This window comes from Prevotella heparinolytica, from assembly GCF_002998535.1.
Classification (GTDB): Bacteria; Bacteroidota; Bacteroidia; order Bacteroidales; family Bacteroidaceae; genus Bacteroides; species Bacteroides heparinolyticus.
On the sequence record NZ_CP027234.1, the window covers coordinates 1,267,939 to 1,286,634 of the forward strand.

Consider the following 18,696-nt stretch of genomic DNA (forward strand, 5'->3'; position numbering starts at 1 on the left):
GATGACAAAAGTAGGCATTATCAATATGTACGCTAAACTCCAAGTGTCTCTTTTTGTTTTTTTTATTATTTCTTAAACGTGCTATTCATTCATCGTAATCTCTTCTTCTTTAATCTCTTCCTCCTCCTCTTCTTCATCAACAAGCGGCTCGGGGCGTTGCGGTCCGTGGCGTATGAATCCTATAGCAGATAATGTTCCTGCTATGGCGCCGCTGATATGCCCTTCCCAAGAAATGTTTGTTTGGACAAATTGCGGGAACATATTCCACACCAGGCCGCCATATAAGAATGCTACCAGTAGGGCGATGGCGATGAGCGGTACATGTCGGCGCAGTATGCCACTGAAAAAGAGGGAAAAAACCAATCCGTAGATGATGCCGCTGGCCCCGATATGCCATCCCGGCTTGCCTATCAGAAAGGTGAGCATACCGCAACCTATCCAAATGGAAAAGAAAATGTAGGGAGCTATGTGTCGGTAAAAATAGAAAAGGCACCACGTTAGGAAGAATAACGGCATTGTGTTGGCCAGCAGATGCTTGAATCCGCTGTGTACCAAAGGGTGTGCGAAAATACCAAACACACCACGTTTCTCCATTGGGTACACGCCCAGTCGGGTGAAGTCCCAATCCATACCTGTCTCCAGAACTTTCAGGGTGTATAGAATGAATAGTAGAAACATTGGTATAACGGCTGCCAATGCCATTTTTCGTATTTCATTTTTCATCGCTTATCAAGTTGATTTGTTTTTTTCTACAATACTACGGAATATTTGACTGAAAGCCGAAAAAAAACGTACTTTTTATTTTGGCTGTTAGCTTTAATTTGTATTTTTGGGAATTACTATATGCTTTGTAGCCCTATTGCCTGAATAATTAACCTTTAAATAATGCACAACTATGAGTTATTTACGATTTGACAAGACCTTGATGATTAATCTGCAAGAATCTTTACCAAGGGAGATTCTTCGGACAAATAAATCCGGGGCTTATCATTGTACAACAATTGTAGATTGTAACACGCGCAAATATCATGGTCTGTTGGTGATACCTGTCCCTAATTTGGATGATGAAAACCATGTGCTGCTGTCTTCTTTGGATGAGACTGTAATCCAGCACGGTGCGGAGTTCAATTTAGGGTTGCACAAGTATCAGGGAAATCACTTCAGCCCCAACGGACATAAGTATATCCGGGAATTCGATTGTGAGAAAATCCCGGCTACCACCTATCGTGTAGGCGGTGTTATTCTTCGTAAAGAAAAGATTTTCGTACATCATGAAAACCGGATTCTGATTCGTTATACCTTGGTTGATGCCCATTCGGCTACTACGCTTCGGTTTCGGCCTTTCCTTGCTTTTCGCAGCGTGCGCGAGTACACGCATGAAAATGCACAGGCAAGCCGTGATTTTCAGCCGATAGAGAATGGTATCAAGACTTGCATGTATCCCGGTTATCCGGAACTTTTCATGCAACTGAACAAGAAAAATGAGTTCCACTTCCAGCCCGATTGGTATCGTGGCATCGAGTATCCCAAAGAGCAAGAGCGCGGATATGATTTCAATGAAGACCTTTATGTGCCCGGATATTTCGAAATAGATATCAAGAAAGGAGAGAGTGTAGTTTTTTCTGCCGGTATTTCCGAGATATCTCCTCGCAAGTTGAAACAGACTTTCGAGACTGAAGTGGCCGACCGTACTCCACGCGACAGTTTCTATCACTGCCTGAAAAACTCGGCGCATCAATTCCATAACAAGCAGAGAGACGAGCACTACATTCTTGCCGGCTATCCTTGGTTTAAATGCCGTGCCCGCGATTTGTTTATCTCTTTGCCGGGATTGACGTTGGCCGTTGAGGAGCAAGAAGAATTTGAGGATGTCATGAAAACAGCGGAAAAAGCTATCCGGCAATTTGTCAACGGACAGCCTTTGACTTACAAGATTTACGAAATGGAGCATCCGGATGTGCTTCTCTGGGCTGTATGGGCATTGCAGCAATACGCCAAGGAGACGTCTCGCGAGCGTTGTAGGCAGATGTATGGTGCGTTGCTTGAGGAAATCATGAATTATATTCTTGGTCGTAAGCATAGCAATCTTTTTCTACATGAGAATGGGCTGCTCTATACAAACGGCGCAGAGAAAGCCGTGACGTGGATGAACTCTACAGTCAATGGAAAGCCGGTAACTCCTCGTACAGGATATATTGTAGAAGTGAATGCTTTATGGTATAATGCGCTTCGTTTCACGGCCGATATGCTCCGTGAGGGTGGAAACACACTCCTTGCCGATAATCTGGATGCCCGGGCAGAAAAGACCGGCAATTCCTTTGTTGAGGTCTTCCGTAATGAATATGGGTATCTGTTCGATTATGTCGATGGATATATGATGGATTGGAGTGTTCGTCCAAATATGATATTTACCGTAGCTTTCGACTATTCTCCTTTGGACAGGGTGCAGAAAAAACAAGTGCTGGACATCGTGACGAAAGAATTGCTGACTCCGAAAGGCCTGCGCACGTTGAGCCCTAAGAGTGGTGGATATAACCCTAACTATGTCGGTCCTCAGATACAAAGAGACTATGCTTATCATCAAGGTACGGCGTGGCCGTGGTTGATGGGCTTCTATATGGAAGCATACTTACGCATTTATAAAATGAGCGGTATATCGTTTGTTGAGAGATACCTGATTGGAATGGAAGATGAAATGACCTCCCATTGTATCGGAGCATTACCCGAGCTTTTCGATGGTAATCCTCCGTTTGTAGGTAGAGGAGCGGTGTCTTTTGCCATGAATACAGCGGAAATCCTGCGCATCTTGAAGCTATTGTCTAAGTATAATTTATAAAAGGAGGAATTGAGGATGAAAGTTTTAATGTTTGGATGGGAATTTCCTCCCAAGATATATGGCGGTCTTGCTGTTGCTTCTTACGGGATTACCAAGGGATTAAGTCTGCAGGGCGATGTGGAAACAGTATTCTGCATGCCCAAGCCCACTGGAGAGGAAGAAGACTTCCTGAGAATCGTGGGTATGAATCAAGTGCCTGTTGTGTGGCGTGATGTTGATTACAACTATTTGAAGTCTCGTCTGATAGGTAAGATGTCCCCTGAGGATTACTGGTCTTTCCGCAACCATATTTATGCTGATTTTTCTTACTTGCATGTCAATGACATCGGTTGCATGGAATTCGCCGGGGGGTATCCTGGAAACCTGCATGAAGAGATAAATAACTTCTCTATTATTGCCGGTGTGGTGGCACGTCAGCAACATTTTGATATTATTCATGCGCATGATTGGTTGACCTATCCCGCAGGAGTGCATGCCAAAATGGTGAGTGGCAAACCGCTGTGTATTCACGTACATGCCACCGATTTCGATCGTTCACGCGGTAAAGTCAATCCCACAGTTTATGCCATGGAAAAGAATGGTATGGATTATGCCGATTGCATCATGTGTGTGTCCGAACTCACTCGTCGCACGGTTATTAATGAGTATCATCAAAATCCTAAGAAAGTGTTTGCGATGCATAATGCCGTTTATCCGCTTTCACAGGAGTATCAAGACATCCCTCGCCCTGATCATTCCAAAGAGAAGGTGGTAACATTCCTTGGACGCATCACAATGCAGAAAGGACCCGAGTACTTTGTAGAAGCTGCGGCTCTTGTCTTGAAGCGTACGCGAAACATTCGTTTTGTGATGGCCGGTTCGGGAGATATGATGAATGCGATGATCAATCTGGCGGCCGAACGGGGTATTGCAGATCGGTTTCATTTTCCGGGCTTCATGAAGGGAAAACAGGTGTATGAGGTGTACAAAAACAGTGACGTGTTTGTCATGCCTTCCGTTTCCGAGCCTTTCGGTATTGCACCGCTTGAGGCTATGCAATGCGGCACTCCTTCTGTCATTTCAAAACAATCGGGTTGTGGAGAGATTCTCGATAAAGTGATAAAGACCGATTATTGGGATATTCATGCGATGGCCGATGCTATTTATTCCATTTGTACAAACTCTGCTCTTTTCCGTTATTTGCAGGAAGAAGGAAAGAAAGAGGTGGATGGAATTACTTGGGAGAAAGTCGGTCTGAAGATTCGTGCTCTCTACGAGGATGTGTTAAGAAACTATGGTAAATAACAAAAAAACTAATGGATATGAGAACTATCTGTCTTTATTTTGAGATACATCAAATCATTCATTTAAAGCGTTATCGCTTTTTTGATATAGGTACCGATCATTATTATTACGATGATTATGCCAATGAAACGAGTATTAATGAGGTTGCCGAACGATCCTATATACCGGCACTGACCACATTGATTGAGATGGTGAAGACGTCTGGTGGAGCATTCAAAGTTGCTTTGTCCATTTCGGGCGTAGCGCTTGAGCAGTTAGAAATCTATGCTCCTGCTGTTGTCGATCTGTTGCATCAGCTCAATGACACCGGTTGTTGCGAGTTTCTTGCCGAGCCTTATTCTCACGGACTTGCTTCTTTGGCCAACGAAGATTGTTTTAAGGAAGAGGTGATGCGGCAGAGTGCGAAAATGAAACAAATGTTTGGTAAAACCCCGAAGGTGATCCGTAATTCCGGTCTGATTTATAATGATGAGATCGGCGCTATGGTGGCTTCTTGGGGCTTTAAAGGAATGTTGACCGAAGGTGCCAAGCATGTTTTAGGATGGAAGAGTCCGCATTACGTATATCACTGTTCCATGAACCCGGGCTTGAAACTGTTATTGCGTGATTTCAAGTTATCTGATGATATCAGTTTGCGCTTTTCCAATTCCGAATGGAATGAGTATCCTCTGTTTGCCGACAAGTATATTGGCTGGATCAATGCCTTACCGCAAGAAGAGCAGGTAGTCAATGTCTTTATGGAACTTTCTGCTTTGGGCATGTCGCAACCGTTATCTTCTAATATTTTGGAATTTCTGAAGGCTTTGCCCGTTTGTGCTAAGGAAAAAGGTATTACCTTCTCCACGCCTACTGAAATCATAACCAAGCTGAAATCCGTATCTCAATTGGATGTGCCTTATCCGATGTCTTGGGTAGACGAGGAGAGAGACACAAGCTGTTGGTTGGGCAATGTGATGCAGCGTGAGGCGTTCAATAAACTATATAGCATTGCCGAGCGGGTTTACCTTTGTAATGACCGTCGCATTAAGCAGGATTGGGATTATCTACAAGCAAGTAATAATTTCCGGTTTATGACAACCAAAGTAAGTGGTGTCGGTTTGAATCGTGGCATCTACGAATCTCCTTATGATGCGTTTACCAATTATATGAATATTCTTGGAGACTTTATCAAGCGGGTAGATTCTCTATATCCGGTAGATATTGATAATGAAGAACTAAATGCCTTGCTGACCACCATTAAGAATCAAGGTGCCGAGATAGAGGAATTGGAGAAGGCGCAAATTAAACAAGGAAAAACCAAAGGGGTGGAGAAGAAGAAAGAGACAAAAGTCAAGGCTACTGCGGCCAAGGCTGTGAAACCTAAAGCTGCCGCTTCAAAATCTACAACGAAAAAGCTTGCTAAAAAGAAAACGGAATAACGAAAGCTCTTTATTCCTATGCAGTGAGAGAATCTATAAAGTGCCCCCAATAAGTTGGACATAAACTTTTGGGGTGCACTTCATTATGGCTGGGAGGAGTTCTTTATGTGAGTGTTCCTCTTTTACTTCTTGTTGAAGCTGGTATAAGTAATTTCAATCTTTAGAGGGGATTTTACTTGCCCATTGGCACTCTTTTCCGGACCACCTTTTAGCTTGGCATAGCCGGGTTTCAAATCATTCTCAATTCCGGTGATGGATTTGCTGTTGCTTCTGGAACTGTTATCGTAGGTTATTGATACAGGAATCAATAATACTTTATCCCAGTCTTTAGTAGCCTCATTGTGGCTCCAATCGTTTTCCCACTTGGCTTCATCCCAAGAAGCGCCTGCTTTTTCTTTGGCGGCTTTCTTGGCAGATTGCTTCTCATTGATACAAGTGGTGACCAAACGGGCTATGTTGCTGAATACGTATTGATTGGTAGCAAAAGCGTTGTGACTTACCGTGAATGATGTAACATTGTCTCTTATCTTGTTCTTTTCGAAGAAGCTTTTAAGATCTTGTTTACGTATCAGCAACACATCTGTGGGAGCACTCATGCTGTATTTATAGTTGCTGTTTATGTTATAGTTCGTAAAGGTCAACTTCACGGCATTGAGAGTATCATTGGACAGTTTACTGTATATTTCATCGTATGGCATGGTTGCTTCGGTGAAGATGCCGGCAGGAGATTTGATATATGTATGTGCTGTCTCGGCCGCTTTCTCTTTTATCAGGTCAGAATTCAGAAACCGGTTGGCCTGAACCACTTCTTTGGTAGAGGCGAACACTGTCCGTGTACTATAGAACAAAGAATCAGTCCCATCTTTTTTCTTCAGAGCTAAGCCGGTTGTATCGTTAACATGATGGAAGCGGAACTGCATTCGCAAAGCTACATGATCTACATATAAGATAGTGCCATCTCCATAATCACTCTTTATATATACTCCTTTGAAAACTTTATTGATAAAAGTGGCGGCATCTTTAAAGTATTCGGGATGTTGTCTATACACCTTCAAGATTCTTTCTTCACCGAATGTCTTTTTGTCCAAAGGGAAGGTAACATTCGGGTAGAAGAGCGGGCTGCCATTGCTGTCTTTTGCCTTTCTGACCGAATCGGGAACAGAGGTGTCGTGAGCAGAATAGGCTTTGCGTCCGAGCAGAGACTTGGGATTGTTTTTATTATAGTACATTTCCGGATCAATGTTGGTGTAACGATTCTTGTCAAGTTTTTTGTCAAGTTCATATACACTCATTCTACAGGCGTTCAGAGAATCACCAAACCATTTGGTATAAAAGACGGACAATTGAACGGATACGACGGAGTCTCCTGCCATTGTACCGGTTGCCTTGGTCGGATTTCCATTGCTGTCTTGTGCAGTTATTTTATAAACTTCAGGAAGAGAGAAGTTTTCTGTACAGTTCAATTCAGTGAGGAAGCTTGTCTCATAATATCCGAAATCAAGATCAGAGAACTTGCCTACATAGCCGGTACTTGTTTTGGCAAACACGGAATCTACGACAAAGGAACGTGTGGTTACATCAAAAGTTGTGGTATGTGCTGACATGCCGTCAGCCCCCGGTAGCATTCCTACTCCTAATGTGCCGGTGGTATCATCGCATCCAAAGATAGTCAGGCCTGCTAAAAGCAACATTCCTATATGTTTTACTTTCATATCTCTCTTCGTATAATTTTATATTATTCTGCTTCCCATATTTTGTCGTAAAAGTCATTACAAGCATCGGCAAAATTCTCGGGCGATTGATAATCTAATATCATTTTTCCGGATTCGCGTGCATAGTTCATGACCTCTTCATTGACGTGTTCGCTTTGTTGGATAATGCCATCAGAAAAGTCTGTGGCCAATTTACAAAGTGCGGTATAATCAACAGGTTCTTTCAATCCGGCGACATCTTTCTTTGTGATGCCTTTCAGGGTTAATTTGTTGGAGAAATCAGGATGGAACGGTTGTTTAAATTCTTCTCCGTAGAGAGAAAATACTACCTTGGCATCTCTGAAAGAAGGTTCGTCTTTGTAGGCCTTCTTAATGTATAGAGGAGCTAATGCGGTCATCCAGCCATGGCAGTGGATTATGTCCGGACACCAACGTAGCTTTTTCACCGTTTCCAATACACCGCGTGCATAGAAGATGGTACGGGCATCATTGTCTTCATATTCTTCACCGTTTTCATTGGTTACTTGCATACGGTTTTGAAAATAATCATCGTTATCAATGAAATACACCTGCATACGTGCAGATTGAATAGAGGCGACTTTGATGATGAGCGGATGGTCGGTATCGTCGATGATAAGGTTCATGCCGGAGAGGCGTATCACTTCATGCAATTGGTTCCTACGTTCGTTGATGTTTCCCCATTTAGGCATAAATGTTCTGATTTCTCTGCCTTTTTCTTGAATAGCCTGAGGTAGGTTCCTGCCTACAAGAGACATTTCTGATTCTGAAACATAAGGGGTAATTTCTTGTGTAATAAATAAAACCTTATTTGCCTTTATCATAATAACAATGTTCTCAATTATTTTGCAAAGATATAAAAAAAAACGGGCAATAAAGCAAATTGCACCATTCTATAATTCCTTATGATTTGTTAACTGCTTGTTTGTCACGGAAATAATGGAAGTCTGGAAGGCGTAGAAGTGAGATGGTAGTTGCATTAATTTACGATATCTCTTCTTTATGTGGTAAATAATACTTTATTTTGCAGCGCTTTTACGAACGAAAAGTTGTTATATAACGATAAAGATGGAAATAGTACATACTATCAAGGACTTGCAGGCTGCTCTTTCGGATTTAAGAGTTCGGGGCAAAAGGGTGGGTTTAGTGCCTACGATGGGTGCCTTGCATGCTGGTCATGCCTCATTGGTGAAGCGTTGTGTGGCCGAGAATGACGTTGCTGTAGTAAGCGTTTTTGTAAATCCTACTCAGTTCAACGATAAGAATGATTTAATAAAATATCCCCGTACATTGGAGGCTGATTGCCGTTTGTTGGAAGATTGCGGTGCGGCATTTGTGTTTGCTCCTTCGGTGGAGGAGATGTATCCGGAACCGGATACGCGTCGATTTAGCTATGCACCTTTAGATACCGTGATGGAAGGAGCTTTTCGTCCGGGACATTTCAATGGGGTTTGCCAGATTGTGAGTAAGCTTTTCGATGCAGTGGAACCGGATAGAGCATACTTTGGTGAAAAAGACTTCCAGCAGTTAACGATTATTCGTGAAATGGTGCGTCGGATGAATTATCCTTTGGAAATCGTTGGTTGTCCGATTGTTCGTGAGGCTGACGGACTTGCTTTGAGTAGTAGAAATGCTCGCTTATCTGCTGAAGAACGTAAAAATGCCTTGAAAATTTCGCAGGCTTTGTTTGAAAGTCGTACCTTTGCAGCATCGCATACGGTAGCTGAGACACAGAAATTTGTAGAAGATGCCATTGCAGTGGCTCCCGGATTGCGTTTGGAATATTTTGAACTGGTAGATGGCAATACATTGCAGAAGATAACTAATTGGGAAGATACTTCTTATGCGGTGGGTTGCATTACTGTATTTTGTGGTGAAGTGCGTTTGATTGATAATATCAAGTACAAAGAATAATAAACTATAAAAAATCAATCTTATGATGATTGAAGTGTTGAAGTCGAAAATCCATTGTGCCCGTGTCACCGAGGCTAATTTGAACTATATGGGCAGTATAACGATTGACGAGGACTTGATGGATGCCGCCAACATGATTGCCGGTGAAAAGGTGTATATTGCCAACAATAATAATGGCGAACGTTTTGAAACCTATATCATTAAGGGGGAGCGCGGCTCAGGTAAGATTTGCCTGAATGGCGCTGCTGCTCGTAAGGTTCAGCCTGACGACATTGTTATAATCATGTCGTATGCTTTGATGGATTTTGAAGAGGCTAAGTCGTTTAAGCCGACAGTTATTTTTCCTGATCCTGCTACGAATAAAGTAGTGGTGAAGTAATTTCTTTGAGGAATAAGAAAAGCCCCGCTTGTGTTTATTGCATAAGCGGGGCTTTTTTATTTCCCTATAGGAAGATGGCATCTGTACGAATCGGGAGAGGAGCTCAAATTGCTACCTGAGTTCGGGATAAGAAACAGGTCAATAACCTCACCCCGGCAGCTTGTGTTTTTAATCAAAGCCCATTGTTTATCAGACGTTTAATCCTGCCCTGTCGGACACTTGTGTCTGACGGCTCAAACACTTGTGTCTGTCACGTCAGGAACTTGTGTCTGTCGGCTTGAACACTTGCGTCTGTCACGACAAAGGCTTGCACCTGTCAAACAGGAGGAGGGCGATCGGCGTAAAAGGCTCTCTTCTATTCTGCCTGACCGCTGTAAACCGCTGCATTCAACGAATATCTGACCGATAAGATACGCCCCTCATCTTTAAAAAAGGAACAGCCTATCCCGAATTCAGGTAAATTGCTTCTCAATTTTTCAGATTAACCCGAAAGATGCCTTTTATTTCGGAAAGGGTACGTGATTTGAACGAACTACTTCCTCAAATTCTCGTGCATGGCTGCTGCGGCTCGTCGTCCGTCGCCCATCGCGAGGATTACTGTGGCTCCACCGCGCACAATATCGCCTCCGGCGAAAATCGTGGGAATGGACGTTTGCATATTGTCATTCACGGCAATTGTGTTTTTGCGTCCCAATTCCAATCCTTTGACGGATTTTGGAACAATGGGGTTAGGGGATACACCAACAGCGACCACAGCCAGGTCGATATCCAATGTAACAGTTTCCCCCGGAATGGCAATCGGACTACGGCGTCCACTGGCATCAGGTTCGCCCAGTTCCATTTTTTGCAAGATGACTTGCTTCACTGCACCTTTTTCATCTGCAATATACTCGATAGGATTATGTAGGGTAAGGAACTCAATGCCTTCTTCTTTGGCATGCTTCACTTCTTCCAAACGGGCGGGCATCTCGGCTTCGCTGCGTCGGTAGACGATGCGTACCTTCTCAGCTCCCAAGCGTTTGGCCGTGCGACAAGAATCCATAGCCGTATTTCCGCCGCCTACTACGATGACACTCTTGGCCGGATTTAGCGGTGTATCGGTTGACGGATCGGAAGCATTCATCAGATTGACACGTGTCAGGTATTCATTACTTGACATGACATTCACGCTGTTTTCTCCGGGGATATCCATAAAGTTGGGCAATCCGGCACCACTGGCAATAAAGATGCCTTTGTATCCTTCTTTTTGCAGATCCTCTACGTTGATGGTCTTACCTACGATGCAGTCTTTTATAAAGCGGACTCCCATCTTCTCTAAATTGTTGATTTCCACATCTACAATTTCGTTAGGCAAGCGGAACTCCGGAATGCCGTATTTCAGTACACCGCCCACTTCATGCAATGCTTCGAACACAGTGACATCGTAACCGTATTTCACCATGTCGCCTGCAAAACTCAAACCGGCAGGGCCTGAACCAACTACGGCTATCTTCATTCCATTTTTGGGAGCCAATTCCGGCAAGGCTATATTTCCGCTTTCGCGTTCATAATCGGCTACGAAGCGTTCCAAGTTACCGATGGCTACAGCAGGTTCGTTCATCTTCAGATGGATGCACTGACTTTCACATTGCTTTTCTTGTGGGCATACACGGCCGCAGACCGCAGGTAGGGCAGAAGTATGTTTCAGTACGCGGGCAGCTTGTAGAAATTCTCCACGTTCCACATTCTTGATAAAGGAAGGAATGTTTATGCTGACCGGACAACCTTGCATACATGTAGGGTTAGCGCAGTCTAAACAGCGTTTAGCTTCCGTGATAGCTTGTTCTTTTGTATATCCGGTGTTCACCTCCTCGGTGCGGGTGGTGGCACGATACACAGGATCGAGTTCGTTCATCGGGCAACGAGGAATGGCAGTACGTTCTTTGGGTTTCAAGTTTTTGCGAAGAACTTCGCGCCAAGGAGCTTTGCGATCCAAGAGTTCCTCCATGGAGGGCTGTGCTCCGGTATTGTTGGCTATTCTTGATGAAGAAGCTGAAGAGTCATTCCTGTTATCTGAAGGAAGGGCTTGGCAGGTGTTGTCTTGCAAGTGGCTCATCTCTTCACGTTCTACATCTTTAAAGGAGCCCATGCGCTTGAACATCTCGTCGAAATCTACCTGATGGCCATCAAATTCCGGTCCATCTACGCAAACAAAGCGGGTTTTCCCTCCTACGGTGATGCGACAGGCACCACACATGCCGGTACCATCTACCATAATCGTGTTCAAGGACACATCAGTGGGTATTTCGTATTTCTTGGTCAGCAAGCAGCAGAATTTCATCATAATGGCAGGTCCGATGGCGAAACATTTATCCACCTTCTCGCGTTTGATGACGCTTTCGATACCTTCGGTAACAAGCCCCTTGCTACCGTAAGAACCGTCATCGGTCATGATGACAACTTCATCGGACGATTTTCTGACTTCTTCCTCAAGGATGATCAGCTCTTTGCTTCGGCCGGCCAACACGGAAATTACCCGATTGCCGGCTTCCTTCAGGGCTTGTATGATGGGGAGCATGGGGGCGACACCTACACCGCCTCCGGCACAGACCACAGTACCGAAGTTCTCGATGTGGGTAGCTTGTCCCAACGGCCCTACTACATCAAGGAGGTAGCCGCCTTCGTTCATCCTGCACATTTTGGCGGAAGAAAGACCTACGTTCTGCACAATTAATGTGATTGTACCTTTGGGGATATCGGCGTCCGCAATGGTGAGCGGCATACGTTCACCTTTCTCGTCTACGCGGATAATAACGAAATGTCCGGCACGGCGCGATTTTGCGATGAGCGGTGCTTCTACTTCAAACTTGAAGACCTTCTCTGAAAATTGTTCTTTGCTAATGATTTTATTCATTATCTAATATTTTTGTTGGTATAATTACGTATTACTTGTCAGATTGATATTTTGTGCAAAGATATGTTTTATTTATTAGAACGTGCTCTATTTGCGAATAAAATCCTTCGAAAAAAGGATAAAAAGAGGGTTTAGGGAACGTAGTTGTAGTTGGCGGTAAGTGGTAGAGAGATTCTAAGAATTTTATCCTTTATGATGAAAAGAAGAGATTCCTTTCATCATGTTTTTTATAGAATGATGGTCGGTAAATAACTTCGACCGACCTCTACATTCTGCAAAGAGTGCAAATTAATCTACAGCTTTCAGTGGTATCCGGAAAAAGAAAGTCGTTCCTTCGGCCTCGTTGCTTGTAAACCAAACTTTGCCTTTCAGGTAGTTTTCTCCGAAGAGTTTCATGCTGTATGTGCCTATGCCACGCCCTTCACCTTTGCTGGATTGACCAAAATGGAAGATTGAACCGCGGAGCTTTTCCGGAATGACTCCGGAGTTATTGACGGAAAAAAGTACCGCATCTTCATCTGTGCATCGCCGGCATAACGGGCTGAATATGGAGTTATTGACGGAAAAAAGTACCGCATCTTCATCCGGTGAAGCGGTGAGGGTAATGGTGCTGGCTTCTTCAGAAGCTTCTGCTGCATTTTTTACCATATTCAGAATAATGCGGTGCAGCAGTTTTATATCGGTATGGATGGTGGTTTCGTTCTTGCAGTTGTTGCAGGTGGTAAGTTTGTGGTTCTTGGCTTCTGCCATCGGGCAGAGGGAATAAGAAGCGTATGACATGAATTCCTCTACCGTGATGTCGCCGTTCTGTAAAGTCAGTATGCCGTTCTCGGCATAAATCAACTCTTTCTGTGTGGACAGTTCGTCCATCAATTGGTCGGTGAGGCGTTTTACTTCATCGAGTATCTCTTGCTCAGGGCTTTCTTTCAAGATGTTCACAAAGTTTCCTAATGCTCCTACCAGATTCATCATATCGTGGAAGAATACACGTTCCAACATTTGTTCCTGCTTGCGGTCAGAGATGTTGATTACAAAGATAGCGGCATATTTGTTATCTTCGAATTCAAACGGCGTAGCAGTCTCTTGCAGAATCAGTTTTTGGTTGTTGTCTACTGACAACACCACTTCTTCATGGATGATTTCGCTAGTGGTCAGTGCTTTTTTTACGGAATTGCGGAGCTTGCATTCCGGGCAGAACTCAGACGTTCCGCAACCTCCGGGGCTGTGGATGGCATTGTTGCAACGCAATAAGTCTCCCGGTTGCAGGCATTTATCGTCTTTACCAACTTCTTTATCGTTCAGGTAAAGTATATTCAGGTTGTGGTCTACGACAATAAAGGTCGATTTGGTGGACTCCAGCCAGTGGGACTGGTTGAAAACCTTTCCTATGTAGTTACTTAAAACCTGTTTTTGTTCCATGTGAGATTGGGCGTTAAGAATTGTTGTATGCGACAAAAGTAGCCTTTTTCCGGATTACAAAGACATTCTCAAAGAAAAAACTTGTCATATTAACCAGGTCTTTCTCGCATAACAGATGTCTGAAAGTAGGTTGCAAGGCATTTCGTATCAGAAACGCCTTGCTTTTATGATTCTTGGGTTAGTTGATAATTTCGAATCCGCAATAGGGTATCAGAGCTTTCGGTATGCGGATACCCTCTGGCGTCTGATTGTTTTCCAATAAGGCGGCGACGATACGGGGCAAAGCCAGCGCGGAACCGTTCAGCGTATGGCACAGTTCGGTTTTCTTCTCGGCTATGCGGTAACGGCATTTCAGGCGATTGGCTTGATAAGTGTCGAAATTGGAGACGGAACTTACTTCCAGCCAACGTTTCTGTGCCTCGCTGTAAACCTCGAAGTCGTAGCAGATGGCGGCTGTGAAGCTCATGTCGCCACCGCAGAGGCGGAGGATGCGGTAGGGAAGTTCCAACTTCTTGAGCAGCCCTTCTACATGTTCCAGCATTTCCTGATGGGATTGCTTGCTGTGCTCCGGCTTGTCGATGCGCACCAACTCTACTTTAGAAAACTCGTGCAGGCGGTTCAGTCCGCGTACATCCTTTCCGTAAGAACCGGCTTCGCGGCGGAAGCATTGGGTATAGGCGCAATTCTTGATGGGCAGTTGTTTCTCTTCCAAGATAACATCACGATAGATATTAGTCACAGGAACTTCGGCCGTAGGAATCAGGTAAAGGTCGTCCGTTTCGCAATGATACATTTGTCCTTCTTTGTCGGGAAGCTGTCCGGTGCCATAGCCCGAAGCTGCATTCACCACGGTGGGAGGCATGATTTCCGTATAGCCGGATGCACGGGCCTCATCCAGAAAGAAGTTGATGAGCGCGCGTTGCAGGACGGCTCCTTTGCCCTTGTACACTGGAAAGCCGGCTCCTGTGATTTTTACTCCGAGGTCGAAGTCTATGATGTCATATTGCTTTGCCAATTCCCAATGGGGCAAGGCATCTTTAGGCTGTTCGTTTTCCATGCCTCCTGTTTTCACAACCACATTGTCTTCGGCTCCTGCGCCTTCGGGCACCTCTTCGTAGGGCACATTAGGAATGGTATAGAGTAATGCCTGTAGGTCTTCTGCAGCTTTGTCCATGTCGGCTTGCAAGTCTTTGTTGGCCTCTTTCAGTGTGGCTACACGTCCTTTAGCAGCTTCAGCCTCTTCTTTTTTGCCCTCTTTCATCAGCATGCCGATGGATTTGGAGAGAGAGTTGACTTCCGAGAGATTCTTATCGAGTACGGCTTGTATGCTTTTCCTTTTGTCATTGAATGCCAGTACTTGGCTGATGGTTTCTTTGGCATCTCTGAAGCGTTTTTTCTTCAGTCCGTTGATCACTGCATCGGTATTGTCTGTAATTTGTTTGATGGTAAGCATGTCTTATATGTTTTTTAGTTCTCTAAGAAGCTGTTTTGAAATAGTTTATCTTTTCAATGTTTTCGGGTGCAAAGATAAGGAAAAAACGTACAGTGTGTTGTCTTTTGCATAAAAAGAAGAGGGATGCGAATCTTTCGGATTGCATCCCCCTCCCTTTATTTCTTCAAGAAGTTTATGCTTCTGTATTTTCGGCGGGAACAACAGATACATAGCGTCTGTCTTCTCTACCTACTTTGAATTTTACAGTACCGTCTACTAAAGCGTAAAGAGTGTGGTCGCTACCCATGCCGATGTTGTTACCCGGATGGAATTCAGTACCTCTTTGACGAACGATGATGTTGCCTGCTTTGCAGGTTTCGCCACCAAATATCTTAACGCCTAATCTTTTGCTGTGTGATTCGCGGCCGTTCTTAGAACTACCGACACCTTTTTTATGTGCCATTTTCTTCTTACTTTTTAATTGATTAAGCTACTACTTCTTTGATTGTTAACTCTGTGAATTGCTGACGGTGACCGTTCAGTTTGCGATAACCTTTTCTTCTTTTCTTGTGGAAAACAAGCACTTTATCGCCTTTTACCATGTTCGATACGATTTGGCAAACCACCTTTGCGCCTTCTACTGTGGGAGCGCCTACGGTGATAGAGCCTTCTTTGTCTACCAAAAGGACTCTGTCAAATTCTACTGTTGCACCGTTTTCTGCATTCTGAATGTGGTGTACAAACAGCTTCTTGCCAGCTTCTGCTTTGAATTGCTGACCGTTGATTTCTACAATTGCGTACATTGTCTTATATATAATGTATAAGTTAGCTCCGTCGGGTGGTCTCTAATCACTTAGAAAGCACTTGGTCGAACCCGGTGCGGAATAATCGGGCACAAAATTACTTTTTTTATTTGATATGGGCAAATGTTTTTGTTATCTTTTTTGAGTTTCAAGGGGTGAGACAAATAGTTTCAGTGTCCTCTGCTGCCATGAAACTACCTGATTTCGGTATAGGCGGTTGCTTTTGCTAAAGATGGGGGCTGCATCCTGTCGGAAAGATATTTCTTGAATGCATCGGTTTACAGCGGGATTAGGCAGAAGAGAGCCTTTCAGGCCGACCTCCCTCCTCCTGTTTTGACAGCTGCAATCCTTTGTCGTGACAGAGGCAAGTGTTCAAGCCGACAGACACTTGTGTTTGCCGTGACAGACACAAGTGTTTGAGCCGTCAGACACAAGCGTCTGACAAGACAATGATAAGCGATTGATAACCAATGAAATTTGACTTTAAAACACAAGCCTCCGGGTGAGGTTGTCGACCTGCTCAGTATAGCCCCTCCCCTTCCAGAGGGGTGTGGCTATGGGGTTTCAAACCATGACATGGCTACAAAAGCTATAGAGGTTATCAGTGCGGCAATGAGTAGCAATAGCAGGAGGCTGTAGGCGAACATCAGTGCGGTGCGCCAAAAACTTCTCCACCAGCTACAGTGATACAACTGCTTATAGTCCCAGCAATATAAGGCGAAGATGCCCCATAGAGGCAGGTCGTACAGATCGTCAATTTGGGCATAGCCGTAGCAAGGAATTGCGATGATGCTTAGCAAAAGTATCTGGCAGGCAATGTAGGCTTGTATAAAGACATGTTCTGTGGTATTGTAGTTCAGCTTGTACTTCTTGCGGCGGAATGCGAATTGGGTGGCCACTGCAAACAGAGGCAGGGTTGCAATGATTCGGAAAGCTTTGTTGTTGTGTGTCCAGCTTTCCAGCAGATTCCATATTTTCATCAAGAAGGGAGATTGCCGGACGAACCGATTGATTCGGGTTTCGGCAGTCTCGCCTTTTTGGAACAGGCGGTCTATGAAAACGGTATTTTCATCTTGCAGGCTATTATCGGAAAGTGCGGGCTTATCGGTGATGGCAGAATGGTTTTCTTCTCCTTGTAAGGGGGCATTTTTCCCGTTCAGTGCGTCAGGGTCTATCAGTTGCACGGTCATGATATAGATTGCGGCAAGCACGAATAGGGTTTGGAACGGGCGGAAATAAGGAATGCGTTTGCCGCCGATGAAATCGTGAATCATGTAGCCCGGACGGTGTAGCAAGTCGATGAGGGTACGCCCGAAGCCGTTGTCGATATTGAAGAAACTTCCGGCTATGTTTCTCAAAGCATTACTCACGTTGTAACGCGGTGTGTTGCGGCTTTGTCCGCAACGGTTACAATAGTTGCCGGTATAGGTCGTTCCACAATTTCTGCAAACACTTGTTTCGTTGTCGAGTGGAAGAGTTGTTTTTCCTCGAATCATCCTGATATGAAGGGCGCGTAGCCGTACTATATAAGGACGAAAACGTGCATTGATAAAGATTCTTACCTGTACAGGAAGTATTCTCCTTTTTCGCAGGATGCTCCATAGCATGAACAGGAAGAAAAAGGGGAAAAGGAAAATGCCGTTTCCGCCTGTTGTCGGATTTCTTACAGCCAAACAGAAGAGGAACAATAACACGAGTATCTGGCCGATATTGATTCTTTTTTTCTTTCCGGGCGAGGGGGTGGTGTCGCTTTCCTGGTAGATGGGCTTTCCTACCTCGCATGGAGCCGGTTGCTTTTCCTTATCCTCTAAAAGTTCCTCCAGGCTGCCCATTATTTTTAGATGTGGATATTTGCTCAATTCTTTGGCGGTAGTCACTCCGTGGGTCACGCCGGCAAAGTCTATTCCGGCAGCTTGGGCGGCTTCTGCGTCTATGGTGCTGTCGCCTATGTATAATGTTTCGGCTTTGGTGGTGCGTAGCTGCTTGATGGCGAACAGCAAGCCTTCGGGCGATGGTTTGGCTTCTTTCACATCTTCGCCGCCCACGATGATATCTATGAAGCCTTCCGGGAAATGCTGGTCCAGCAGCTCCTTGATGCGGAAACGGTATTTGGTGGAGATGATGCCAAGTCGTGCGCCGCCGTCCTTCAGTGCCGTCAATACCGATTTGGTTTCTAAAAAGAGCACAGTGTTCACCGTCATGTGCGTGTCGGCCTCCTTCCGGTATTCTGCTTTGAAGCCGGCCAGTTGTCCGGCATCCGTCACTCCGGTAAGTATGGAAAAAGACTCCTCCAGCGTCTTTCCGATAGTGTGCTTGATTACATCATCCGTGACTTCCGTATAGCCATGCCGGGTGAGCACATTGCGAAAACATGTGACGATGCCTCGGGATGAATCGGCAAGAGTGTAATCGAAATCGAAAAGATAGGTCGTATAGTTCATTCTGGCTTTTTGTGGCAAAGATATGTAAAAACGAGTCTGATATAAAAGATTTTACCTGTTTTTTAGGTCGCATGACAGCTTATCTTCTTCCTTTATATCATAGTTTCGGAATATTGTATTATTTTTGTTTGCGCGAATAAAGTTCCT

At 44.5% G+C, this 18,696-nt stretch carries 14 protein-coding genes; 5 read left to right on the top strand and 9 right to left on the bottom strand.

Annotated elements, in window-relative coordinates; genetic code table 11:
* Positions 1-81: 81 nt before the first annotated feature.
* Entirely contained in the window at positions 82-723 is a 642-nt protein-coding gene (locus tag C3V43_RS05240; RefSeq protein ID WP_106068897.1) for a rhomboid family intramembrane serine protease, read from the bottom strand.
* 172 nt (positions 724-895) lie between these two features.
* On the opposite strand from C3V43_RS05240, the gene C3V43_RS05250 reads away from it, so the two are divergent.
* Genes C3V43_RS05250 through C3V43_RS05260 form a run of 3 tightly spaced genes read left to right on the top strand, consistent with a single transcriptional unit; the run spans position 896 to position 5,538 of the window.
* Positions 896-2,836 (top strand): glycogen debranching enzyme N-terminal domain-containing protein, encoded by a 1,941-nt coding sequence (locus C3V43_RS05250; protein ID WP_106068898.1) that lies wholly within the window; start codon positions 896-898, stop codon positions 2,834-2,836.
* 15 nt (positions 2,837-2,851) lie between these two features.
* The gene (locus tag C3V43_RS05255) at positions 2,852-4,120 is read left to right on the top strand and encodes a glycosyltransferase family 4 protein (protein ID WP_106068899.1); all 1,269 of its coding nucleotides are present in this window, start codon (positions 2,852-2,854) and stop codon (positions 4,118-4,120) included.
* Positions 4,121-4,137: 17 nt separating this feature from the next.
* On the top strand, positions 4,138-5,538 hold the full coding sequence (locus tag C3V43_RS05260) for a glycoside hydrolase family 57 protein (protein WP_106070474.1): 1,401 nt from the start codon (positions 4,138-4,140) through the stop codon (positions 5,536-5,538).
* 122 nt (positions 5,539-5,660) lie between these two features.
* On the opposite strand, the gene C3V43_RS05265 is transcribed toward C3V43_RS05260, so the two are convergent.
* Together C3V43_RS05265 and C3V43_RS05270 are read right to left on the bottom strand one after the other, a co-directional pair.
* Positions 5,661-7,250 carry a BamH family beta-barrel-assembly machinery protein gene (locus C3V43_RS05265; RefSeq protein WP_106068900.1) on the bottom strand — a complete coding sequence of 530 codons (1,590 nt, stop codon included), beginning with the start codon at positions 7,248-7,250 and terminating at the stop codon, positions 5,661-5,663.
* Between the two features lie 23 nt (positions 7,251-7,273).
* A complete protein-coding gene (locus C3V43_RS05270; protein WP_106068901.1) occupies positions 7,274-8,092 on the bottom strand; it encodes a glycogen/starch synthase in 819 nt (272 codons plus the stop codon).
* Positions 8,093-8,336: 244 nt separating this feature from the next.
* On the opposite strand from C3V43_RS05270, the gene panC reads away from it, so the two are divergent.
* Both panC and panD read left to right on the top strand, forming a co-directional pair.
* Positions 8,337-9,182 carry a pantoate--beta-alanine ligase gene (gene panC, locus C3V43_RS05275; RefSeq protein WP_106068902.1) on the top strand — a complete coding sequence of 282 codons (846 nt, stop codon included), beginning with the start codon at positions 8,337-8,339 and terminating at the stop codon, positions 9,180-9,182.
* A gap of 22 nt (positions 9,183-9,204) precedes the next feature.
* Positions 9,205-9,561 carry an aspartate 1-decarboxylase gene (gene panD / locus C3V43_RS05280; RefSeq protein WP_106068903.1) on the top strand — a complete coding sequence of 119 codons (357 nt, stop codon included), beginning with the start codon at positions 9,205-9,207 and terminating at the stop codon, positions 9,559-9,561.
* A gap of 532 nt (positions 9,562-10,093) precedes the next feature.
* On the opposite strand, the gene C3V43_RS05285 is transcribed toward panD, so the two are convergent.
* From C3V43_RS05285 to C3V43_RS05315, 6 genes are all read right to left on the bottom strand, one after another.
* Complete coding sequence (locus C3V43_RS05285; RefSeq protein ID WP_106068904.1) at positions 10,094-12,454, bottom strand: bifunctional dihydroorotate dehydrogenase B NAD binding subunit/NADPH-dependent glutamate synthase; 2,361 nt, start codon at positions 12,452-12,454, stop codon at positions 10,094-10,096.
* A 288-nt stretch (positions 12,455-12,742) separates the two neighbouring features.
* Positions 12,743-13,873, bottom strand: coding sequence for a sensor histidine kinase (locus tag C3V43_RS05290; RefSeq protein ID WP_106068905.1), 1,131 nt, complete (start codon positions 13,871-13,873; stop codon positions 12,743-12,745).
* Between the two features lie 178 nt (positions 13,874-14,051).
* Entirely contained in the window at positions 14,052-15,326 is a 1,275-nt protein-coding gene (gene serS / locus C3V43_RS05295) for a serine--tRNA ligase (RefSeq protein ID WP_106068906.1), read from the bottom strand.
* Between the two features lie 172 nt (positions 15,327-15,498).
* The gene (gene rpmA / locus C3V43_RS05300) at positions 15,499-15,768 is read right to left on the bottom strand and encodes a 50S ribosomal protein L27 (protein WP_106068907.1); all 270 of its coding nucleotides are present in this window, start codon (positions 15,766-15,768) and stop codon (positions 15,499-15,501) included.
* Positions 15,769-15,790: 22 nt separating this feature from the next.
* On the bottom strand, positions 15,791-16,108 hold the full coding sequence (gene rplU / locus C3V43_RS05305; protein WP_106068908.1) for a 50S ribosomal protein L21: 318 nt from the start codon (positions 16,106-16,108) through the stop codon (positions 15,791-15,793).
* A gap of 554 nt (positions 16,109-16,662) precedes the next feature.
* Positions 16,663-18,549 (bottom strand): HAD-IA family hydrolase, encoded by a 1,887-nt coding sequence (locus C3V43_RS05315; protein WP_106068910.1) that lies wholly within the window; start codon positions 18,547-18,549, stop codon positions 16,663-16,665.
* Positions 18,550-18,696 lie beyond the last annotated feature (147 nt).